The 21,343-nt window shown below is 65.1% G+C and carries 15 protein-coding genes; 11 read left to right on the forward strand and 4 right to left on the reverse strand.

Annotation, left to right across the window (positions count from 1 at the left end):
- Nucleotides 1-59: 59 nt before the first annotated feature.
- From trxC to DOM56_RS09635, 3 genes are all read right to left on the reverse strand, one after another.
- Nucleotides 60-503 carry a thioredoxin TrxC gene (gene trxC / locus DOM56_RS09625; RefSeq protein WP_110708557.1) on the reverse strand — a complete coding sequence of 148 codons (444 nt, stop codon included), beginning with the start codon at nt 501-503 and terminating at the stop codon, nt 60-62.
- 190 nt (nt 504-693) lie between these two features.
- Nucleotides 694-1,317 carry a LysE family translocator gene (locus DOM56_RS09630; RefSeq protein ID WP_110708558.1) on the reverse strand — a complete coding sequence of 208 codons (624 nt, stop codon included), beginning with the start codon at nt 1,315-1,317 and terminating at the stop codon, nt 694-696.
- 131 nt (nt 1,318-1,448) lie between these two features.
- Nucleotides 1,449-4,595: an FAD-binding and (Fe-S)-binding domain-containing protein gene (locus DOM56_RS09635; RefSeq protein WP_110708559.1), complete on the reverse strand. Its 3,147-nt coding sequence runs from the start codon at nt 4,593-4,595 to the stop codon at nt 1,449-1,451.
- Between the two features lie 318 nt (nt 4,596-4,913).
- Between DOM56_RS09635 and serS the strand changes: the two genes are divergently transcribed.
- From serS to DOM56_RS09655, 4 genes are all read left to right on the forward strand, one after another.
- Entirely contained in the window at nt 4,914-6,191 is a 1,278-nt protein-coding gene (gene serS / locus DOM56_RS09640) for a serine--tRNA ligase (protein WP_110708560.1), read from the forward strand.
- Between the two features lie 555 nt (nt 6,192-6,746).
- Nucleotides 6,747-7,574: a uroporphyrinogen-III C-methyltransferase gene (gene cobA / locus DOM56_RS09645; RefSeq protein ID WP_348627106.1), complete on the forward strand. Its 828-nt coding sequence runs from the start codon at nt 6,747-6,749 to the stop codon at nt 7,572-7,574.
- 180 nt (nt 7,575-7,754) lie between these two features.
- Nucleotides 7,755-9,707: a DUF294 nucleotidyltransferase-like domain-containing protein gene (locus tag DOM56_RS09650; protein ID WP_110708561.1), complete on the forward strand. Its 1,953-nt coding sequence runs from the start codon at nt 7,755-7,757 to the stop codon at nt 9,705-9,707.
- Nucleotides 9,704-10,429, forward strand: coding sequence for a 3'-5' exonuclease (locus DOM56_RS09655; protein ID WP_110708562.1), 726 nt, complete (start codon nt 9,704-9,706; stop codon nt 10,427-10,429). The genes DOM56_RS09650 and DOM56_RS09655 overlap by 4 nt, the downstream gene beginning before the upstream one ends.
- Nucleotides 10,430-10,525: 96 nt before the next feature.
- On the opposite strand, the gene DOM56_RS09660 is transcribed toward DOM56_RS09655, so the two are convergent.
- Nucleotides 10,526-12,157: a BCCT family transporter gene (locus DOM56_RS09660; RefSeq protein ID WP_110708563.1), complete on the reverse strand. Its 1,632-nt coding sequence runs from the start codon at nt 12,155-12,157 to the stop codon at nt 10,526-10,528.
- 373 nt (nt 12,158-12,530) lie between these two features.
- On the opposite strand from DOM56_RS09660, the gene DOM56_RS09665 reads away from it, so the two are divergent.
- The 7 genes from DOM56_RS09665 (at nt 12,531) to DOM56_RS09695 (ending at nt 21,281) form a co-directional block, all read left to right on the forward strand.
- The gene (locus DOM56_RS09665) at nt 12,531-14,330 is read left to right on the forward strand and encodes an acyl-CoA dehydrogenase C-terminal domain-containing protein (RefSeq protein ID WP_110708564.1); all 1,800 of its coding nucleotides are present in this window, start codon (nt 12,531-12,533) and stop codon (nt 14,328-14,330) included.
- Nucleotides 14,331-14,669: 339 nt separating this feature from the next.
- Nucleotides 14,670-15,977: an urea ABC transporter substrate-binding protein gene (gene urtA / locus DOM56_RS09670; RefSeq protein ID WP_110708565.1), complete on the forward strand. Its 1,308-nt coding sequence runs from the start codon at nt 14,670-14,672 to the stop codon at nt 15,975-15,977.
- Nucleotides 15,978-16,062: 85 nt separating this feature from the next.
- Nucleotides 16,063-17,697 carry an urea ABC transporter permease subunit UrtB gene (gene urtB / locus DOM56_RS09675; protein ID WP_110708566.1) on the forward strand — a complete coding sequence of 545 codons (1,635 nt, stop codon included), beginning with the start codon at nt 16,063-16,065 and terminating at the stop codon, nt 17,695-17,697.
- Complete coding sequence (urtC, locus tag DOM56_RS09680; RefSeq protein WP_110708567.1) at nt 17,694-18,785, forward strand: urea ABC transporter permease subunit UrtC; 1,092 nt, start codon at nt 17,694-17,696, stop codon at nt 18,783-18,785. The genes urtB and urtC overlap by 4 nt, the downstream gene beginning before the upstream one ends.
- Nucleotides 18,782-19,639 (forward strand): urea ABC transporter ATP-binding protein UrtD, encoded by an 858-nt coding sequence (urtD, locus tag DOM56_RS09685; protein ID WP_110708568.1) that lies wholly within the window; start codon nt 18,782-18,784, stop codon nt 19,637-19,639. Before urtC ends, urtD begins: the two co-directional genes overlap by 4 nt.
- A complete protein-coding gene (gene urtE / locus DOM56_RS09690) occupies nt 19,639-20,349 on the forward strand; it encodes an urea ABC transporter ATP-binding subunit UrtE (protein WP_110708569.1) in 711 nt (236 codons plus the stop codon). The genes urtD and urtE overlap by 1 nt, the downstream gene beginning before the upstream one ends.
- Nucleotides 20,346-21,281: an urease accessory protein UreD gene (locus tag DOM56_RS09695; RefSeq protein WP_110708570.1), complete on the forward strand. Its 936-nt coding sequence runs from the start codon at nt 20,346-20,348 to the stop codon at nt 21,279-21,281. Before urtE ends, DOM56_RS09695 begins: the two co-directional genes overlap by 4 nt.
- Nucleotides 21,282-21,343: the final 62 nt, after the last annotated feature.

Genomic DNA, 21,343 nt, shown 5'->3' on the forward strand with positions numbered 1-21,343 from the left:
GCGCAGACTAGCGGCGGCACTGCATGGATGCAATGCCGAATCGTGAGCCGGAGGGGGGATCAGGGTGTGGCGAGTTGTCGCCGGGCCCAGGCGACGATGTCCGCCCGCCCCATGGCGCCCGCCTGGCGTGCGATCTCGTGGCCGTCGCGGAATAGGATCAGCGTCGGGATGCTGCGGATGCCGAAGCGCGATGCAATATCGGTGGCCGCTTCGGTATCCAGCTTGGCTAGGCGCAGGTGGGGCTCGAGCTCGCCCGCGGCCTTGGCGAACCCCGGCGCCATCGCCTTGCAGGGGCCGCACCAGTCGGCCCAGAAATCGACCAGCAGTGGCAGATCGCTGCGCGACAGGTGGCGGTCGAAGTTGGCGGAGTCCAGCGCCAGTGGCTCGCCGGTGAACAGCGCGTTGTGGCACTGTCCGCAGCGGGGAGCTTCCGTCAGGCGCACGTTGGCGACGCGATTGACGGCATGGCAATGGGGGCAGACGAGGTGAAGCGTGTCGGACATGATGTAACGGGCTCCGGATGAAAGGTTTGCCGTCGAACCTGGAGGAAGCGGAGCGCGGCGGCTCGGGTGGTCGGCGGCCGTTGAGTCATGCGGTTGCAGGGTACCGCTTCAGACGGTCTCGTGGCCGCTGATTTGGGGCGTCATCGCAATGGCCAGATCGACAACCCCGCTGCACTCAGGTGCCGCAACCTCAGCGCAGCGTGATCAGTCGGCCGCCATAGCCGATGAAGACGGCGCCAGCGCAACGCTCGATCCAGTGCCGTGTGCGCCGATACAGGGCCCGCAGGCGCGGCGTGGTGGAGGCGAGTGCGATCAAGCTGTACCAGCACACGGAGATCGTCAGCATCGCGGCGATACAGACGACGCCCATCCACATCGGGGCATGGGCCGGCAGCGTCGAAGCGAACAGGCTGCTCACGAACAGTGCCGTCTTCGGGTTCGACGCGCCGGTGAGCAGCCCCCGGCGATAGACCTGGCCGTCGGGTAGCACGAGATGCCTATGGGGCGTGTCATCGCCTGGGCCGCGGAAGCTATGCAGAATCAGGCGGCCGCCGAGAAACAGTAGGTAGGCGCCACCGAACAGCTTGAGCGTGAGATAGAGCCACGGCGCCAGCGCAAACAGCAGCGCAATGCCGAAGTAGCCGAACAGCCCCCAGGCGAAAGTACCCGAGGCGAGCCCGGCGACGGCAATCATCGCCGCCCGGCGCCCGTGGACGATCCCGGTCTGTAGCGTCAGGAAGAAATTAGGCCCCGGGGTGACGGCAGCCACTGTCCAGATGGCGATGAAATTGATCAGGATCCAACTGCTCGACATGAAGCGCGCTCCTATCTAGAACGGGAAGCGACGGGCCAGAACGTGAAGCGACCGGGCATGAGTCGGCCAAGTATGGCACGAGATCAATGCCCGCACGCATTCGCCAATGGCTTATCCGCCCGGTCTCGTCGTCACGAGGCGGCGCCGGCGATCCTGACGCGCTTCAGCAAAGCCTGCAGTGGATGGGGCAACGCCTGATCGGAGAGCCGCTTGACCTGGCTGCGACAGGAGTAGCCCGTCGCCAGCAGCCGGCCGGTGTTGGCTTGGTTCTCGACCGGCTCGCGCCACGAGAGGTCGTAGATCGTCTCCGAGGTCTGGCGATGACGCGCCTCATGGCCATAGGTGCCGGACATGCCGCAGCAGCCGGTGTCGACCAGCTCCAGCGAGAGGCCGAAGCGCTCGAACAGCTGCTGCCAGCCCCTGGGGCTACTTGGAGCGTTGGTCTTCTCGGTGCAGTGACTCAGCAGGCGGTAGCCGGGATCGGCCTGATCGATGCGCTGGCTGTTAAAGCCCTGCGGCAGGACCGATCGCCCCAGCGATAGCAACCACTCCTGCAGCAACAGCACCTCCGGCACCGCCTGCGGGCCGAGTGTCTTGACGTACTCCTGGCGATAGGTGAGCGTCATCGCCGGATCGATGCCCACCAGCGGTACGCCGAAGCGCGACAGCGCCCGGAGCCGGTCGGTCTGCCGCTCGGCGACCCGCTCGAAGCGGCCGAGAAATCCCTGCACGTGCAGCGGCTTGCCGTTGGGCCCGAACGGGGCCACGAAGACACGGATGTCGAGGCGTGCCAGCAGTTCGACGACATCCATCACCAGCCGTGACTCGAAATGGCTGGTGAAGGCGTCCTGCACCAGCACCACGCTGCGGCTTTTCTGGTGCGCCGTCAGCCGGCCCAGCGTCAGCGGCGTGGCTTCGGCAATGCCCCAGGCGTCGAGCGTCTTGTCGAGTCTGGCGCGGGAGAGTCTCGGGCTGTCGACGATGCCGACGCCCTTGGCCAGGAAGCGGTCGACCAGCCGGTTGCCGAGCAGCGCGTTGTAGAGCGGCGCCACCGAGCGAAGGTGCGGCACCACGAACTCGAGCCCGCCGATCAGGTAGTCGCGCAGCGGTCGACCGTAGCGGCTGTGATAGCTTTCGAGAAAGCGGGCACGGAAGTCGGGCACGTCGACCTTGATCGGGCACTGGCCGGCGCAGGACTTGCACGCCAGGCAGCCCGCCATGGCGTCGTAGACCTGGTGGGAGAAGTCGGTCTCGCCACGCTGCCGGGCGATCGCCCGCCCGATCTTGCCGGGCTGGGCCAGCAGCCAGGCGCCGAGGCCGCTACGGCGCTGGGCCCGGCTCACCTCGGTCACGTCCACCCCGGCTTCGCCCTGGCGGCGTAGCCACTCGCGCATCAGGCTGGCGCGGCCCTTCGGCGAGTGCACCCGCTCGCGGGTCGCCTTCCACGACGGGCACATGGCATCGTCGGGATCGTAGTTGTAGCAGGCACCGTTGCCGTTGCAGTAGACCGCGCTGGCGTTCTCTTGCCACACCCGCTCGTCGATCTGGCGGTCCAGCTCGCCGCGGGTGGTCACCCCGTCGATGGTCAGAAGCCCGGGGTCGTGACCATCGACGATGCCGGTAGTGCCTTCCGCCAGCGGGGTCGCGATCTTGCCCGGATTGAACTGGTTGTAAGGATCGAAGGCGGCCTTGACCCGCTGTAGCGCCGGATAGAGCTCGCCGAAGAAGCGCGGCGAGTACTCGGACCGGACCCCCTTGCCGTGCTCGCCCCACAGCAGCCCGCCGTAACGCTGGGTGAGTGCCGCCACCTCGTCGGAGATCTCGCGGATCAGGCGCGCCTGATCCGGATCCTTCATGTCGATGGCCGGGCGAACATGGAGCACGCCGGCATCGACATGGCCAAACATCCCGTACGCCAGGCCGCGTGCGTCCAGCAATTGGCGGAACTCGCCGATATAGTCGGCCAGGCATTCCGGCGGTACCGCCGTGTCCTCCACGAACGGGATCGGACGCTGTTCGCCGCGGGCGTTGCCGAGCAGTCCCACCGCCCGTTTGCGCATGGCATAGACCCGGCCGATCTGCGCACGGCCCTCGGCCAGGGTGTAGCCGAGCCGCTCGACGCTGGTGTCCGCGCCCAGGTGATCGGTGAAGGCGCGTACCCGCTCGGCCAGCCGGGCCGGATCGTCATCGTTGAACTCGACCAGGTTGATGCCACGAATCGGCGTCCCGCGCTCGCCGCTGTCAGCGACGGCGACAGGGAAGAATTCCGCCACGCTATCCCAGACGAAATCCTCCATCGCCAGCGTCAGCACGTGGTCGTCGATGGTCTCGATCGAGGTCGGATCGCCTTCCGACATCAGCGCCTTGGCATCGCGCAGCGCCTCCATGAAACCCGCGTAGCGCACGTTGACCAGGGTCGAGTGCCGGGGAAGCGGCAGGACATTGAGCGTGGCCTCGTTGAGCAGCGCCAACGAACCTTCCGATCCGCACAGCACGCTGTTGAGGTCGAAGTGCCCTTGGTCGTCGACCAGATGGGCCAGGTCGTAGCCGGTCAGGCAGCGATTGAGCGGCGGGAAGATGGCATCGATCCGCTCGCGTTCGGCGTCGGCGATGCCGCTGACCGCGCGATGGATCTCGCCGATCCGGTCCTGACGCTGGCATGCGCTAGTCAGCTCGGCGGCGTCCAGCGGTCGACTCTCGAACCGTTCGCCACCGGGTACCACGACATCGAGCGCGAGGACGTGGTCGCGGGTCTTGCCGTACTCGCAGCTGCCCTGGCCGCTGGCGTCGGTGGAGATCATGCCGCCGATGGTGGCGCGGTTGGAGGTGGAGAGCTCCGGGGCGAAGAACAGCCCGTGGGGCTTGAGTGCGGCGTTGAGCTGATCCTTGACCACCCCGGCCTGGACGCGCACGCGGCGGTTCTCGACGTCGATCTCGACGATCCGGTTCATGTGGCGGGAGACATCCACCACCAGGCCGTCGGTCAGCGACTGGCCGTTGGTGCCGGTGCCGCCCCCACGGGGCGCGAGCGCGATGTCGCGATACGCCTCCTGGGCCATGAGCCGGGCGATCCGCTGCAGATCGGCGGCATCGCGGGGATAAAGGACTGCCATCGGCAGACGCTGATAGATCGAGTTGTCGGTGGCCAGTACGGTGCGGTTGGCGGCATCGTCGGCGATATCGCCGCCGAAGTCGGTCGTCGCCAGCTCGGCGAGGAATCGGCGATAGCGCTCGGGCAACGTCAGTTCCGCGCTGGTCGGGTCAAGGCGTGTCATCATTGTCATGTATCAAGCCATCACGTCGGGCCGGTCAGGCGGCCTTCATCGGATGGCGATCCATCCGATGGGTTGTCGATTGCCGGCACCGCGGGCATGGCGGGAACCGGTTCATGGCGCCACGGGCGCTCGGGGGGCAACAGTTTAGCGTGCCAAGCGGCGATGTGACACGAATCCCTGGAGGCGCATGGTGCCGGGGAGGGGTTTTCCCTACAATATTCCTCTCGCAAAGAATGACCATCAACACGTTCGTCTGTCGTCGTGCGTCTTCGGTCGATTCCTGTCGTCACGGTCTTCGATTTCAACCAACGGAATTTCGTCATGCTCGATCCCAAGCTGTTGCGCAGCGATCCGCAGTTAGTCGCCCAGCGCCTGGCCCTGCGGGGCTTCACTCTCGACATCGCGCAGCTCGAGTCGCTCGAGTCCCGCCGTCGCGAGCTGCAGACGCGGACCGAGCAGTTGCAGAACGAGCGTAACGTGCGTTCCAAGTCGATCGGCAAGGCCAAGGCCGCCGGCGAGGACATCCAGCCGCTGCTGGCGGAGGTGGGCCAGCTCGGCGACGATCTCGATGCCGCCAAGCGCGAGCTCGGCGAGGTGCAGCAGGCCTGGGAGGATCTTGTCGCGGGGCTGCCCAACCTGCCCCATGAAGACGTGCCGCAGGGCGCGGACGAGAGCGACAATGTCGAGCTGCACCGCTGGGGCGCCCCGCGCGAGTTCGATTTCGAGGTGCGTGATCACGTCGATCTCGGGGCCCGATTCGGTTATCTCGACTTCGAGCTGGCGACCAAGCTGACCGGCTCGCGTTTCGCCGTGATGCGCGGGCCGATCGCCCGGCTGCATCGGGCGCTGGCGCAGTTCATGCTCGACACCCAGACCCGGGACCACGGCTACGAAGAGTGCTACGTGCCCTACATGGTCAACGCCGAGACGCTGACTGGAACGGGCCAGTTGCCCAAGTTCGGCGAGGATCTGTTCAAGCTCGGCGACAGCGACTACTACCTGATCCCCACCGCCGAGGTGCCGCTGACCAACTTCGTCCGCGACGAGATCCTCGAACACGATGCGCTGCCGCTGAAGCTGACCGCCCACACGCCGTGCTTCCGGAGCGAGGCGGGTGCCTACGGCCGGGATACGCGCGGGATGATTCGCCAGCATCAATTCGACAAGGTCGAAATGGTGCAGGTGGTCGACCCCGAGACCAGCTACGAGGCGCTGGAGGCGATGCGCGGCCACGCCGAGGCGATCCTGCAGGCGCTGGAGCTGCCGTATCGTGTGGTGACCCTGTGTACTGGCGACATGGGCGCCAGCGCGACCAAGACCTACGATCTTGAAGTGTGGTTGCCGAGCCAGCAGACCTATCGCGAGATCTCCTCGGTCTCCAACTGCGAGGATTTCCAGGCGCGGCGGATGCAGGCGCGCTTCCGCAGCCCCGGACAGAAGAAGCCGCAGCTGGTACATACCCTGAATGGCTCCGGACTGGCGGTAGGGCGCTGCCTGCTGGCGGTGCTGGAAAACTACCAGAACGCCGACGGCAGTGTGGACGTGCCGGCAGCGCTGTCGCCCTACATGGGTGGCTTGACGCGTCTCAACGTCGAGTAGATGGGGCACGTGTCCTGGTCGGTGAAGGGCGGCCAGGGCACGTTTGGTTATAACCCTAAAAAAAAGCGTTCCTTCGTTTGCCGGTGTCGTGCTCTTACACTTTCGCTATAAGCGTGATGTGTTTTTCGGCTTTTCGATCTAAGTCCGCCCCTTCCCACTCCAATGACGGCTCGATTCGTGACCGACTCCCTGACTCTGCAGTACGACCCGTCGCAGCTCGACGTGCACCTGATCGGTGGCGGCAGCGAGGCGCTGGCGCTGGCTCAGCGTGTCGCCGGGCTGATGCCGCGGGTGACCGTGCACGCCGGCTCGACGATGCCAGCACTGGCAGCGCTTTGCCAGAGCCAGGGCTGGGCGGAGCGCAACGACGAGCCGCTGCCGCGGGCTGGCCAGCTATGGCTCGTGGCCAGTGGCGACGCCGCGCGCGATCATCAGGTGGCCACGCGGGCGCGGGAGGCCGGTGTAGCGGTCTTCGTACCGTCGCATCCGACGCTTTGCAGCGTGCGCCTGCCGCCTCGGGTAACCACTCGGGACGCGGCCGAGAACGCGGCAGGGTTGGCTGCGGGGAGCTGGCGGCGCGGCCACGTCTCGCTGGTCGGGGCTGGCCCTGGGGATCCGGAGCTGCTGACGCTGAAAGCCCTGAGGCAGCTGCAGCAGGCGGATATCGTCATCCATGATCGGCTGGTCAGCCAGGAGATCCTGGCCCTGGCCAGGCCCGATGCCAGGCGTTTCTACGTCGGCAAGGCGCGGTCTCGACACAGTGTGCCCCAGGAGGGCATCAACCAGGCGCTGGTCGATTGGGCCAGGGCGGGTAATCGGGTGGTTCGGCTGAAGGGCGGCGATCCGTTCATCTTCGGTCGTGGCGGGGAAGAGCTCGAGGCGCTGGTCGCCGCCGGGATCGAATTCGATGTCGTGCCGGGGATTACCGCCGCTTCCGGCTGTGCGGCCTATGCCGGTCTGCCGCTGACCCATCGCGACCATGCCCAATCGGTGCGTTTCGTCACCGGCCATCTCAAGAACGGCAGTTGCGATCTCGACTGGCCGGCGCTGGCCCGCAGCGGTCAGACCCTGGTCTTCTACATGGGCTTGGGTGCGCTGGCGCTGATTCGCGAACGGCTGGTGGCACATGGGCTGGAAGCGGACACCCCTCTGGCGCTGATCGAGCAGGGCACCACCGCCAATCAGCGCGTGCATCTGGGCACGCTGGCACGGCTGCCGGATAGCCTCGCCGGGCATCAGCCGCGACCGCCAACGCTGATCGTCGTCGGCAGTGTGGTCGAGTTGGCCTCGCGTCTCGACTGGTTCAAGCCGACCGATAGTGGCAGCCTGGGCTGGGTCGAGGGCAAGCACCCCACACCGCTCTCCCGGGCCGACAGCGCCTGAAGCCGGCCGCCGGCGGCGACCTCGGCACTCGGGGTTCACGAGGCGCGATGGCTGGTCTTTTCTCCCTCTCGGGCGACACTTGCGACGTTTCCATCGATAGATCAACCGGATAGCGGCCAAACCGTCGTTGACGCCATCTTGCGGCGCTTCGACAATGAGAGCTCGCGACGGGAGAGGCGCATGAACGTTGAGCAGTTGGATATCCGTGGCCACATGGCGCAGTTCGCGCCGTTCGACGATCTTCCCGATGCGCTGCTCGACCGCATCGCCGGAGAGGTCGAAATCCGCTATTTCCAGGCCGGCAGCGAGCTGCTGGTCAAGGATCAGCCGGTCGAAGCGCTGTGGTACATCCGCAGCGGGGCGGTGGAGATGTACCAGCGCAGCGGCCGGCTGTTCAATCGCCTGAGCGAAGGCGACATCTTCGGCTACTCGGATCTGCTGCGCAGCAACCGTCGGGTGCGCTACCCGGTCAGCGCCATCGAGGACACGCTGATCTATTTCATCCCCGGCGATGTGTTCGAGGCGATCTGCGAGGAGGACGACGACTTCGCCGAGTTCGTCGAGACCGGTGGCCAGCGTCTCAAGGTGACGGTGGAGCAGCAGCGCGACGACAGCGGCCTGATGACGACCCGGGTGCGCAAGCTGATCAGCCGGCAGCCGCAGATGGTCGAAGCTTCCATGTCCCTGCAGCAGGCGGCCCGGCAGATGCGCGATGCCAACGTCACCTGCGTGCTGGTGGTCGATGTCACCGAAACTCATTCCGCCTATACCTTCACCGGCCCCGACGGCCGGCACTGGCAGCTCAACGGCATTCTGACCGACCGCGATTTCTGCACCCGGGTGCTGGCGGAGGGCAAGTCGGCCCAGACCCCGGTGGGCGAGGTCATGTCGCGGAGAGTCATCGTCATCCAGTCCGATGAATCGGTCTACGAGGCGATGCTGTGCATGTTGCGCAATCAGGTTCACCACCTGCCGGTACTGCACCGTCGTCAGCCGGTCGGCGTATTGCACCTCTCCGATATCGTTCGCCACGAGACCCACAGCAGCCTGTTCCTGGTCAACAACATCTTCGTTCAGAACACGCCCGAGCAGTTGGCACGGCTGGCGCCGGAGGTGGGCACGGGGTTCGTGCGCATGGTCGCCGACGGCGCCAACTCCGAGATGGTCTGCCGGGCGCTGGCGACGATAGGACGGGCGTTCACGCAGCGCCTGATCGAGTTGGCGGAGGCCGAGCTGGGCCCGGCACCGGTACCCTACTGCTTCATGGTGCTGGGATCGATGGCGCGGGAGGAGCCCACCATCAATGCCGATCAGGACAACGCGCTGGTTCTTCATGACGACTACGACCCCGAGCAGCATGGAGAGTATTTCGAGGCGCTGGCGAGCTTCGTCTGCGACGGCCTGGACGCCTGCGGCTATCCGTACTGCAAGGGCGACGTGATGGCGACCAATCCGCGCTGGCGAAAGCCGCTGCAGGTGTGGAAACGCTATTTCACCGAGTGGATGGACGAACCCAACGGCGAGCGGCTGCTGCACAGCTCCATCTTCTTCGACCTGGCGCCGGTGCATGGCGAGACGCCCATGGTCGAAGCGTTGCAGGACCTGATCGCCGAGTTGGCACCGCAGCGGCCGGTCTTCCTGGCCGCATTGGCGCGCAACGCCAAGAATCGCACGCCGCCGCTGGGATTCTTCCGGCAGTTCGTCATGGAGCAGGATGGCGAACACCGCAAGTCGATCAACCTCAAGCGCCGGGGGACCGCGCCGCTGACCGATCTGGTGCGCGTGCATGCGCTGGCCTGCGGCTCCAAGGCGCAGAACAGCTTTGCCCGTCTCGATGACATCGCCCAGACCAAACTGCTAGCCGATGGCGTCACCGAGCGTCTGCGTTACGCCTTCGAGTTCATGTCGATGGTCCGTATTCGCCATCAGGCCGATGCGATCGAGCGGGGCGTCGAGCCCGACAACAGCGTCGACCCCGAAAACATCGGCAGCCGGGAACGGCACCATCTGAAGGATGCCTTCGAGGCGATCAGCAACGCTCAGAAATTCCTCTCCTTCCGATACACCATGCCGTCCCGGTCGGGCTCCTCCAGGGCGAGCGGTGGCTCCGAAGAGCAGCGGAGCCGCCGATGACCTTCCGTGCCGGCGCAAGAAGGCCGTCTCAGCCGACCTGGCCGGACTACATGGCCTCCCGCGCGCAGCAGGCTCGCGAATCCCGGTTGGCCGATTTCTTCACCCGGGGGACGCTCGACCCGGATACTCCGATCGGCCAGGCGCCGCTGGTCGCGATGGACTTCGAGACCACTGGCCTGGATAGCAGCCGCCACGATATCGTCAGCGTCGGGGTGATGCCGTTCACCCTGTCCCGAATCCGCCCGGCGGACGGCCGCTACTGGGTGCTGTCGCCGCGCCGCAAGCTCAGCGACGAATCGGTGGCCTTTCACCACATCACCCATGCCGAGGTGGCGGGCGCCCCCGATTTCGCGGCGATCATCGATGAGCTGCTGGCCTCTCTCGCCGGCCGGCTGGTCGTCGTGCACTATCGCCAGTTGGAGCGAACGTTCCTAGACGCGGCGGTACGCGAGCGGTTGGGTGAGGGTCTGCTGATGCCGATGATCGATACCATGTCGCTGGAAGCGCGGATTCACCGCCAGTCGTGGTGGGCAAGGCTGCGTCGCTGGGCGGGACGGCCGATGGCGTCGATTCGGTTGCACGAAAGTCGCCAGCGCTATCATCTCCCGGCGTACACCGGGCACCATGCGCTGGTCGATTCGCTGGCGACGGCGGAGCTCTTGCAGGCGCAGATTCTTTATCATTACGACTGGGAGACCCCGGTCGGTGCGCTGTGGCGCTGACCCGGACCCGGGGGCGACGATCCTGGCGGCGGATGCAAAAAAAGGGCGGCTCTCTGAGCCGCCCTTTTTCGTGATCCATTTTCCGGGAAGAGGTTGTCAGCCGCGAGGCTCGGACCGCAAGCCCTGGATAATGGCGTAGCACGCTGCCAGCAGGACGATCGTGAACGGCAGGCCGGTAGTGATGACCGCCGCCTGCAGCGCCGTCAAGCCGCCACCCAGCAGCAGCGCAATGGCGATCGCACCCTCGATCAAGGCCCAGAACACGCGCTGCGGCGTCGGTGCGTCGACCTTGCCGCCGGCAGTGATCGAGTCGATGACCAGCGAACCGGAGTCGGACGAGGTGATGAAGAACACCATGACCAGGATGATGCCGACGAACGACGTGATGGAGGTCAACGGCAACTGGCCCAGCATGGTGAACAGCTGCAGCGGCAATTCGGCGTTCTTGACGCCTTGGAAGCCGTCGCTGACCAGCTGATTGATGGCGGTATCGCCGAAGGCGGTCATCCACAGCACGGAGACGATGGTCGGCACCAGCAGTACGGCGATCAGGAATTCACGCACCGTGCGACCGCGGCTGACACGAGCGATGAACATGCCGACGAACGGTGACCAGGAGATCCACCAGGCCCAGTAGAAGGCCGTCCAGCCATGCACGAAGTTGCTGTCTTCACGACCGAACGGGTTGGAAAGCGCCGGCAGGTTCTTGAGGTACGACCCCATGTTCTCGACGAAACCGGTGGCGATCAGCAGGGTCGGTCCGACGAAGATCACGAACAGCAGTAGCAGGAACGCGAGCGCCATGTTGATCTGGGACAGGCGTTGCACGCCCTTGTCGACACCCAGCATGACCGACATCAGTGCGACCAGTGTGATGCCGATGATCAGCAGCACCATCGTGACATCGTTGTTGGGCGTACCGAAGAGATAGTTGAGGCCGGCCGATGCCTGCGATGCACCGAGGCCCAAGGATGTCGCGAGACCGAACAAGGTCGCGAATACGGCCAGGATATCGATGATGTGCCCCGGCCAGCCCCAGATCCGCTCACCCAGAATGGGGTAGAAGATCGAGCGCATGGTCAGCGGCAGGCCCTTGTTGAAGGAGAACAGCGCCAGCGACAGGGCGACAACCGCGTAAATCCCCCACGGGTGCAGGCCCCAATGGAAAATCGTGGCAGCCATGGCCAGCGATTGCGCTGCGGCCTGGTCACCCTGAGCACCCCCCAGCGGCGCCCAGGAGTCGCCGGCTATGGACGTGTCGAAGTGGGTCATGGGCTCGGAGACGCCGTAGAACATCAGCCCGATACCCATGCCCGCCGCGAACAGCATGGCGAACCAGCCGGCATAGCTGAAATCGGGTTTTGCGTGCAGCCCGCCGATCCTGACCTTGCCCAGCGGGGTGAAGATCAGCACCACCGACAGCAGCACGAAGATGTTGGCGGCGAACAGGAACAGCCAGCTCAGATGATCGGTCAGGAAGCTCTTCGCACCGTTGAAGATCGGGCCCATCTGCTCCGGCAATGCCAGAGTGATGATGACGAAGAACAGAATCAGCAGGGACGAGACCGAAAAGACCTTGCCGTGCAGATCGACGTTGAGACCAAACTTGCTGGTCTGAATATTGTCCTGGCCAATCACATAATCGGTGTCGATGAGATTGGCGGGACCCTCGGGAGCCGGTATGCCTTCCTGCGGCGCATCCGGCTGATTATTGGCGTCTTGAGCCACTAGCCGTCTCCATTGTTTGATGAGTCAGTTCGAGGTCGCCCTCGCGTGGCGACGATTCCCTTGCGCTCCCTTGCGTCGTCCGGGCGTCTTGCCAGGCTGTGCCACCCGGTCGAGGCAGAGCACATAGTCTGGCGTATCCGCGGGAACACGCAAGTTTCCCAATTATCCTGAATCAAGTTGGTGCTTCCAACCGTCTCGGCGAGAATCCGCAAGTTTCCCATCGCGGGTCTCGCGACAGTAGCCGCTTTTCCTTGCTGATTCTGTTCTGGCGACGACGCGAAGAGTAGACCAAGGTCAGAGTGAAACGCGCCGGTATTATCGCTTACAGTCGCAGGCATATTTAAACGAATGTTTGAATTTTTGAGGGGGTCGAATGGCAGACTATCGCGCGCCGCTCATGGACATGCGGTTTGTCCGTGAAGAGGTGTTCCAGGCCGAGCAGGAGTGGCGGGCCATGTCGGCGACCGCCGATTTCAATGCCGAACTCGCCGATGCCGTCCTCGAGGAAGCGGCTCGTCTGGTCGAAGCGGAGCTGTTCCCGCTCAATCAGCGTGGAGACCACGAAGGCTGCGTGATGTCGGATGGCGCGGTGACCACACCGGGCGGTTTTCGCCAGGCCTTCGCGGAGCTGGCGCGGGGCGGATGGTGCGGGCTCGGCGGCAATCCTGCCCATGGTGGACAGGGCCTGCCCAAACTGCTGACCCAGTCCTTCGACGAACTGCTCTACGCCAGCAATACCGGCTTTGCGTTATACCTGACGCTCAATAACGGTGCCGGCCTGTTGCTCGACGCTTACGCCAACGACGCGGTCAAGACCCGCTATCTTCCGCGGCTCTACGCCGGTGAGTGGCTGGGCACCATGTGCCTGACCGAACCGCACTGCGGCACCGATCTCGGCTTGATCAAAACGCGGGCAGTGCCGAGCGATGATGGCCGTTACTCGGTGACCGGCAGCAAGATCTGGATCACCGGCGGTGAGCACGATCTGACCGACAATATCGTCCACCTGGTGCTGGCCAAATTGCCGGATGCGCCGCCGGGCGCCAAGGGCATCTCGCTGTTCCTGGTTCCCAAGCGCCGGGTGCTGGAAGACGGTTCGCTGGGAGAGGCGAACGGCGTTGTCTGCGGTGGCCTCGAGCACAAGATGGGCATCAACGGCAGCGCGACCTGCGTGATGCATTTCGAGGGCGCCGAAGGCGTGCTGATCGGTGAACCCCACCAGGGGCTGGCGGCGATGTTCACGATGATGAATTACGAGCGGCTCTCGATTGGCATACAGGGTCTGGGCCTGGGCGACGTCGCCTACCAGAGCGCCATCGCCTTTGCCCGCGAGCGTCGCCAGAGCCGTGCGCCAGGTGGCGCCGCCGAGCCCGACCAGGCCGCCGATCCGATTCTGGTTCATCCCGATGTGCGACGCATGGCCCTCAACGCCCGTGCCTGGAACGAGGGCGGGCGGCTGTTCGCCGCCTGTGTCGCCCGCGAGCTCGACCGCGCCAAGTATCACGCCGATCGCGAGGTTCGCGAGGCGGCCGACGAGCTGGTCGCGCTGCTTACCCCGGTGGCCAAGGCGTTTCTGACCGACCGGGGCTTTGCGGCCACGGTCGAGGCGCAGCAGATCTATGGCGGCAGCGGTTACTGCGTCGAATGGGGCGCCGAGCAGTACGTGCGTGATGCGCGAATCGCGATGATCTACGAGGGCACCAACGGCATCCAGGCCATGGATCTGATCGGCCGCAAGCTGACGCGCAACCGGGGGGCTTATGTGGAGCGTCTTGTCGATCGGATCAGGGCGGATCTCGAGGACGATGATATCGACACGCCTGACGTGCATCCGTTCCGGGAGGCGCTCGAGCGTGAGTTGATCCGGCTCGAGCGGGTCACCGAGGCCGTGATCGATGCCGCCAGCAAGGACGCGGCGGCGGCTGGGGCGGCCGCCAATGATTACCTGCACCTGTTGGGCTACGCGGTCTACAGCTGGCTGTGGTGGAAGGCGGCCTGCGCGGCGCAGCGCGGCCTGACCCAGCAAGGGCCGTCCGGTGAGGATTTCTATCGGGCGAAGTTGATCGTGGGGCAGCATTTTCTGACTCGCCAGTTACCCCATTCCGAGGCGTTGGAGCGTCAGATAGCGGCGGGGCCTTCGGGGCTGATGGCGTTGGAACGGGACTGGTTCTGACGTCACATGGATGGCTGACCTCGGATATCGGGCCAGGCTGCACCAGCGCAGAGCGACATCTGCTCGCGTGCGAGTTTCATGCGCGACGATGGTGCGAGTCGAGGCTTTCCAGGGTGGCTGGCGCGCCTTTTGCGGAAATCGCCTCTGGTTCTTCGATCTTTTTTTGCACCAAATCGTTGCCGTTGACCGAAGTTCTCGCTCTTTTTTCTGGTTTTTGTATACAAGGTTGAGGTGGTGAAAGTTTAGGGCACGAAAAATGCATGGGGTTTTCCGATCGATGGCTACGCCGTCACGGGCGAGCATTCCCGATCATCAGGGGATCATGACCAGGAGAATCCGATGACAACAACATCCCTTCGCAAATTGATTGCCGGTTCCAGCATCGCGCTGGGGCTGGCCGGTTTCGGTACCGCCGCGGTGGCCCAGGACGAGGGCCCGATCCGGGTCGGCATCCTGCACTCGCTCTCCGGCACCATGGCGATCAGCGAGTCGACGCTGAAAGACGAGATGCTGATGCTGATCGACAAGCAGAACGAGGCCGGTGGGCTGCTGGGTCGCAAGCTCGAACCGGTGGTCATGGATCCGGCCTCGGACTGGTCGCTCTATGCCGAGCAGGCGCGCGACATGCTGACTGGCGATGATCGCGTCGACGTCATTTTCGGCAACTGGACGTCGGCGTCCCGCAAGGCGGTGCTGCCGGTGGTCGAGGAACTCAACGGGCTGCTGTTCTATCCGGTGCAGTACGAGGGCGAAGAGTCCTCCGAGAACATCTTCTACACCGGCGCGGCACCCAACCAGCAGGCGATCCCGGCTGTCGATTACCTGATGAGTCAAGGCGTCGAGCGTTGGGCGCTGCTGGGAACCGACTACGTCTATCCGCGCACCACCAACAAGATTCTGGAAGCGTATCTCAAGGCCAATGGCGTCGCTGCCGACGACATCATGATCAACTACACGCCGTTCGGTTTCAGCGATTGGCAGTCGATCGTCTCCCAGGTCAAGGATTTCGGCAGCCAGGGCAAGAAGACTGCGGTGGTGTCGACCATCAATGGCGACGCCAACGTGCCGTTCTACAACGAACTTGCCAACCAGGGTATCTCGGCGGGAGACATTCCGGTGGTGGCATTCTCCGTCGGCGAGCAGGAGTTGACCGGTATCGACACCGCGCCGCTGGTCGGCCACATGGCGGCGTGGAACTACTTCATGAGCGTCGATAGCGATGCCAACTACGACTTCATCGATGACTGGGTCGCTTACACCGGCAACGACCAGGCGGTGACCAACGATCCGATGGAAGCGCACTTCATCGGCTTCAACATGTGGCTACAGGCCGTCGAGCAAGCGGGGACCACCGATGTCGACGCGGTCAAGGATTCGATCATCGGCGTCACCGTGCCCAACCTGTCCGGCGGTGCGTCGACCATGATGCCCAACCACCACATCACCAAGCCGGTGATGATCGGCGAGATTCAGGATGACGGCCAGTTCAGCGTGGTCTGGCGAACGCCGACGACCGTTGCCGGGGATGCCTGGTCCGACTATCTGCCGGAATCCAAGAACCTGATCAGCGACTGGCGGGCGCCGCTGCGCTGCGGCAAGCTCGATGTCGAAAGCATGCAGTGCCAGGACGGTCCCGGCGCCGACTAAATCAGACCGGTTCGACACCGGTGTCCGCCTGGGCATCGGTGTCGCTCGTTTGGCCCGGCGATAGAACGCGTCCGAGGACGATCCCATGAGAGCCACCGTAGAACATGACGGCCGCGTCCCGACGCGCAGGCCGACGATCACCGTGCTGCTGTGCCTGCTGATGGCATGGAGCCTGAGCATCATCAGTCAAGGCGCTTTCGCCGCGACCTCCAGTGAGCCGCGAGCGCTGCTTGAAGCGCTGGATACCGGTAATTTCCAAGTCAAGGGGGCGGCCGCGAAGGCGATCGCCGAGAGTGACGTCGAGCAGAAGGCGCGCTGGTTGCAGGCGCTGCTGGATGGCCGTCTCGGCAAGGAGCGTCGTGGCGATCGCTTTTATATCGTCACCGACGATAGCGGCCGCGAATGGCCGATCATCGACGCGATTACCTTCGAGGATGCCGGCACCGGCACCCGACGTACGGTCGATATCTTCAAGATCAACAACGATCTGCGTGCCCAGCTCGAGGGGCTGATCGCATCGCTGTCGCTGAGCGCGGGCGATGAAGCGTCGCGCCTCTCGGCGGCGCGGCGGTTGATCGGAGAGATCACCGCGGACAATGTCGCCAGTGTTCGCCGGATGCGCGATGAGGAGGAGAGCGACGCCGTTCGCCAGCCGCTCGATGTCGCGCTGGCGCTCTACGACGTGCAGAACGGCGATGCCGAGGCGCTCGATACGCTGCACGGCAATCTCGATACGCGGGTGCGCAATACGCTGGTGCCGATCGCTGCGGGCGACTCGCCCCTGGCGGCCGAGGCGCAATCGGTGCTTGGCGGCATAGAGAGCAAGCGCGCCTGGTACGACCGCGCGCAGACGCTGTTCTTCGGCCTGAGTGCCGGTTCGATTCTGGTGCTGGCGGCCATCGGCCTGGCAATCACCTTCGGTGTCATGGGCGTGATCAACATGGCCCACGGCGAGCTGATCATGATCGGCGCCTACACCACCTGGCTGATCCAGCAGGCGCTGCCCGGCCAGCCCGGGTTGGCGCTGGCGCTCGCCATACCCGGCGGGTTTCTGGTCGCCGGGGCGTTCGGCGTGGTGATCGAGCGCACCGTGATCCGCTTTCTGAAGGGCCGCCCGCTGGAGACGCTGCTGGCGACATTCGGCCTCAGCCTGATCCTGCAGCAGCTGGTGCGCAGCGTGTTTTCGCCGCTCAACCGTCGAGTGACCTCGCCCGAGTGGCTGCAGGGCGCCTGGCAGATCAACGAGGCGCTCGCCTTTACGCTCAACCGGCTTGGCGTGCTGCTGTTCTGCCTGGCCGTGTTCGCCGCGCTGTGGGCGTTGATGCGCTTCACCCGCCTCGGGCTGGAGGTGCGCGCGGTTACCCAGAACCGTGCCATGGCGAGGGCGATGGGCGTGCGCGCCACGCGCGTCGACATGCTCACGTTCGGCCTCGGCGCGGGCGTCGCAGGGCTCGCCGGCGTGGCGCTGTCGCAGCTGACCAACGTAGGTCCCAACCTGGGCCAGAGCTATATCGTCGACTCCTTCCTAGTCGTCGTCTTCGGCGGCGTCGGCAATCTGTGGGGAACGCTGGTGGCGGGCATGTCGCTGGGCGTGATCAACCAGGTGCTGCAGCCCTGGGTCGGCGCGGTGCTGGCCAAGATCATCGTGCTGGTCGGCGTGATCCTGTTCATCCAGAAGCGCCCGCAGGGCATCTTCGCACCCAAGGGGCGGACCTCATGACGACCCAAGCCACCTTGCCTGGCCGCGATCGGTCGCGCCAGGCGTTCCTCTCCCGCTCGACGCTGGTGACCAGCCTGGTGCTGATCGTCGGCATGCTGCTCGTGCTGATTCTCAACGCCCTGCCGACGTCGAACGCGCTGCACGTCAGCGGGGCGACCGTCGCACTGCTGGGCAAGTATTTCACCTACATGCTGCTGGCACTCGCCGTGGACCTGATCTGGGGCTATCTCGGTATTCTGAGCCTCGGCCATGGCGCCTTCTTCGCCCTGGGCGGTTACGCCATGGGGCTCTACCTCAACGCTCAGACCTCGGTATTGCCGGGCTGGCAGGCGATGATGACCTACTTTCCGGTAGCGGCACTCATGGTCCTGCTGGCTCCGGGTCTGCTGGCGCTGGTGTTCGGCTGGCTGGCGTTTCGCTCCCGGGTCACCGGCGTCTACTTCTCGATCATTACCCAGGCGCTGACGTTCGCGCTGATGCTCGCGTTCAATCGCAACGAGATGGGGCTTGGCGGCAGTACCGGCCTCACGCGCTTCTACGAGTTGCTGGGCTTTTCCCTGAGCAGCGAAGGCATGACCGTGGCGCTGTTCCTGGCCTCCGGTATTGCCGTGTTGCTGGCGTTCTGGCTGTGCCGGGCGATCACCGTCTCGCGGCTGGGCCGGGTCAGCGTGGCGACGCGGGATGCCGAAGCGCGGGTGCGTTTCATCGGCTATCGGGTCGATCACGTCAAGCTGGCGCTGTTCGTGGTGTCGGCGATGATCGCCGGCGTTGCCGGGGCGCTCTATGTGCCGCAGGTCGGCATCATCAACCCCAGCACCTTCGCGCCGCTGTTCTCCATCGAGGTCGTGGTGTGGGTTGCCCTGGGCGGTCGCGCGACGCTCTACGGCGCCCTGCTCGGTGCGCTGGTGGTCAACTATCTGAAGACGGTGCTGACGGGGGCGATGCCGGACGCCTGGCTGTTCATTCTCGGCGCGCTGTTCGTGCTGGTGACGATGGTGTTGCCACAGGGTATCGCCGGAGTGATCGCGAAGTGGCGGGGCCGGCGGCACGCAGCGGTGCAGCCTGGGCAGAGGGAGGCAAGCGCATGAGCGGTGTGGAGAGTGCCCGCTTCGGCAGGTTGCGCGAGCTGGCCCGGCCAGACCGGGTGTTCGACTTCATGGCCCCGGCCCAGTCGCCGGTGGACGTGCGTCACGGACCGATCCTCTATCTTGAGGAGGTCAGCGTCAGTTTCGATGGCTTCCAGGCCATCAACGGCTTGAATCTGACCATCGACGATGGCGAGCTGCGCTGCATCATCGGCCCGAACGGGGCCGGCAAGACGACGATGATGGACATCATCACCGGCAAGACACGTCCCGACACCGGCCAGGTCTGGTTCGGCAGCCGCCACAACCTGCTGGCCCTGGACGAGCCGCAGATCGCCAATCTCGGCATCGGCCGCAAGTTCCAGAAACCGACGGTGTTCGAGGCGCTCGACGTGACCGAGAACCTGGAGCTGGCGATGGCGGGTGAGCGGCGAGTCTGGAAAACGCTGCTGGCGCGGCTCGACCACGAAGGGCAGGCGCGGATCGACGAGGTGCTCGAGACGATCGGGCTGAGCGAGGAGCGTTATCGTCTTGCCGGCGTTCTCTCCCATGGCCAGAAACAGTGGCTCGAGATCGGCATGCTGCTGATGCAGCGACCGCGCCTGCTGCTGGTGGACGAGCCCGTGGCCGGCATGACCGAGCCGGAAATGCACCGCACCGCCGAGCTGCTGACGCGCCTCGCCGGCCAGCAGTCGGTGGTCGTGGTCGAGCACGACATGGGCTTTGTGCGTTCGATCGCGCGGCAGGTCACGGTGCTGCATCAGGGGAGTGTCCTGGCCGAGGGCACCATGGATGAGGTGTCGAACGATTTGCGGGTGATCGAGGTCTATCTCGGCGGTGACGAGGAGTCGGCCTGATGCTGAGCGTGGAAAATCTGAACCAGTACTATGGCGAGAGTCATATACTGCGCGATCTCACCCTGGACGTGCCCGCGGGTCGCTGTACCTGCGTGATGGGGCGCAACGGGGTCGGCAAGACGACGCTGTTGAAGACGATCATGGGCGAGGTTGCCGCCCGTGGTGGCAGCATTCGCTTCGACGGCGAGGATCTGCTCAAGCGCCGCCCCGAGGCTCGCGCGGGCCTGGGCATCGGCTATGTGCCCCAGGGGCGCCAGATATTCGCCACCCTGAGCGTGGAGGAGAATCTCAAGATCGGGCTGCCATCGCGGCGCGTTCGTGACGGGGAAAAAAGGGTCGGCAAGATTCCCGAGCGCATCTACGAGCTATTTCCGGTGCTCAAGGAGATGCGCTATCGTCGAGGTGGTGATCTTTCCGGCGGGCAGCAGCAGCAACTGGCGATCGGACGAGCGCTGGTGCTCGACCCCCGTCTGCTGATCCTCGACGAGCCGGGCGAGGGTATCCAGCCCAACATCGTCGCTCAGATCGGGGAGGTCATTCGCAAGCTGAATCGCGAGGATGGCCTGACGGTGCTGTTGGTCGAGCAGAAATTGCCGTTCGCGCGTCGCTACGCCGATGGCTTCGTGATCATGGATCGGGGACAGAAGGTGGCCGAGGGAGATATCGGATCATTGAGCGACGACCTGATCAAGCGACATCTAACGGTATGACGGCCGAGATCACCAGACCGTTGCAACGGACGGTATCACCGGCGCCGGCGGATTCCGGGCACCGTTTCGATGCCGGGCGCCGCTGGGATGCCTCGCTGTCGTTGGCGTTCGCGTCGCGCCCCCATGGTCGGGAAGGCGCGACACGAACGCGCTTGGTCCAGGCACGTCACCACGGGCCGCTAAGGGTCCAGCGGCCGTTCTACCCGGAGCCGCACCAGGTCGGCCGAGTCGACCCCTGTCACGTCTATCTGCTGCATCCGCCAGGGGGGCTGGTCAGCGGCGATGCGTTGACGGTCGACATCCGGGTCGAGCCTTCTGCCCATGCCGTGCTCACCACGCCGGCGGCGACCAAGCTCTACCGCGCGGACAGCCACGCCGTCGCCTGGTCGCAGACCAATCGATTCGCCGTCGAGGACGATGGTCTTCTCGAGTGGCTGCCCCAAGAGACCATCGGGTTCGATGGCTCGCGAGGCGAGCAGCTCACCGAGATCGCCTTGCAGGGCAACGCCCGCTGCCTGGGGTGGGAAATCATGGCGTTGGGGCGCCCGGCGAGCCAGCTGCCGTTCGAGAGCGGCCGCATCGAACAGCGCTTTCGACTGAGCCGGGATGGCCTGCCGCTGTGGCTCGAGCGCCAGCCGCTGGATCCGGCGCACCGGCGATTCGTCGGGCGTTGGGGGCAGGGCGGCGCGACGGTCCAGGCCACGCTGTGGGCGGCGGGATTGGAGGATGCCGGCGGAGCGGTCGGTGCCCTCAGAGCGGCGTTGCCGACACGCTCGAACTGGGCGGTGACGCAACGTCACGGCGTGCTGCTGCTGCGCTACCTGGACAGCTCCCGCAACGAAGCCTGGGATCTGTGCTGCGCTGCCTGGCACGTGCTTCGACCCTTGCTGGCCGGTCGGGGCGTCTGCGAGCCGCGCATCTGGCGGACGTGACGACCCCGTGGATAGACCCGTTCGCGGCACATCGAAGCCGGCGCTTGCCCGGCGGCAGGGCC

The sequence above is a fragment of the Salinicola sp. CR57 genome (genome assembly GCF_003206585.1).
Lineage (GTDB): Bacteria > Pseudomonadota > Gammaproteobacteria > Pseudomonadales > Halomonadaceae > Salinicola > Salinicola lusitanus.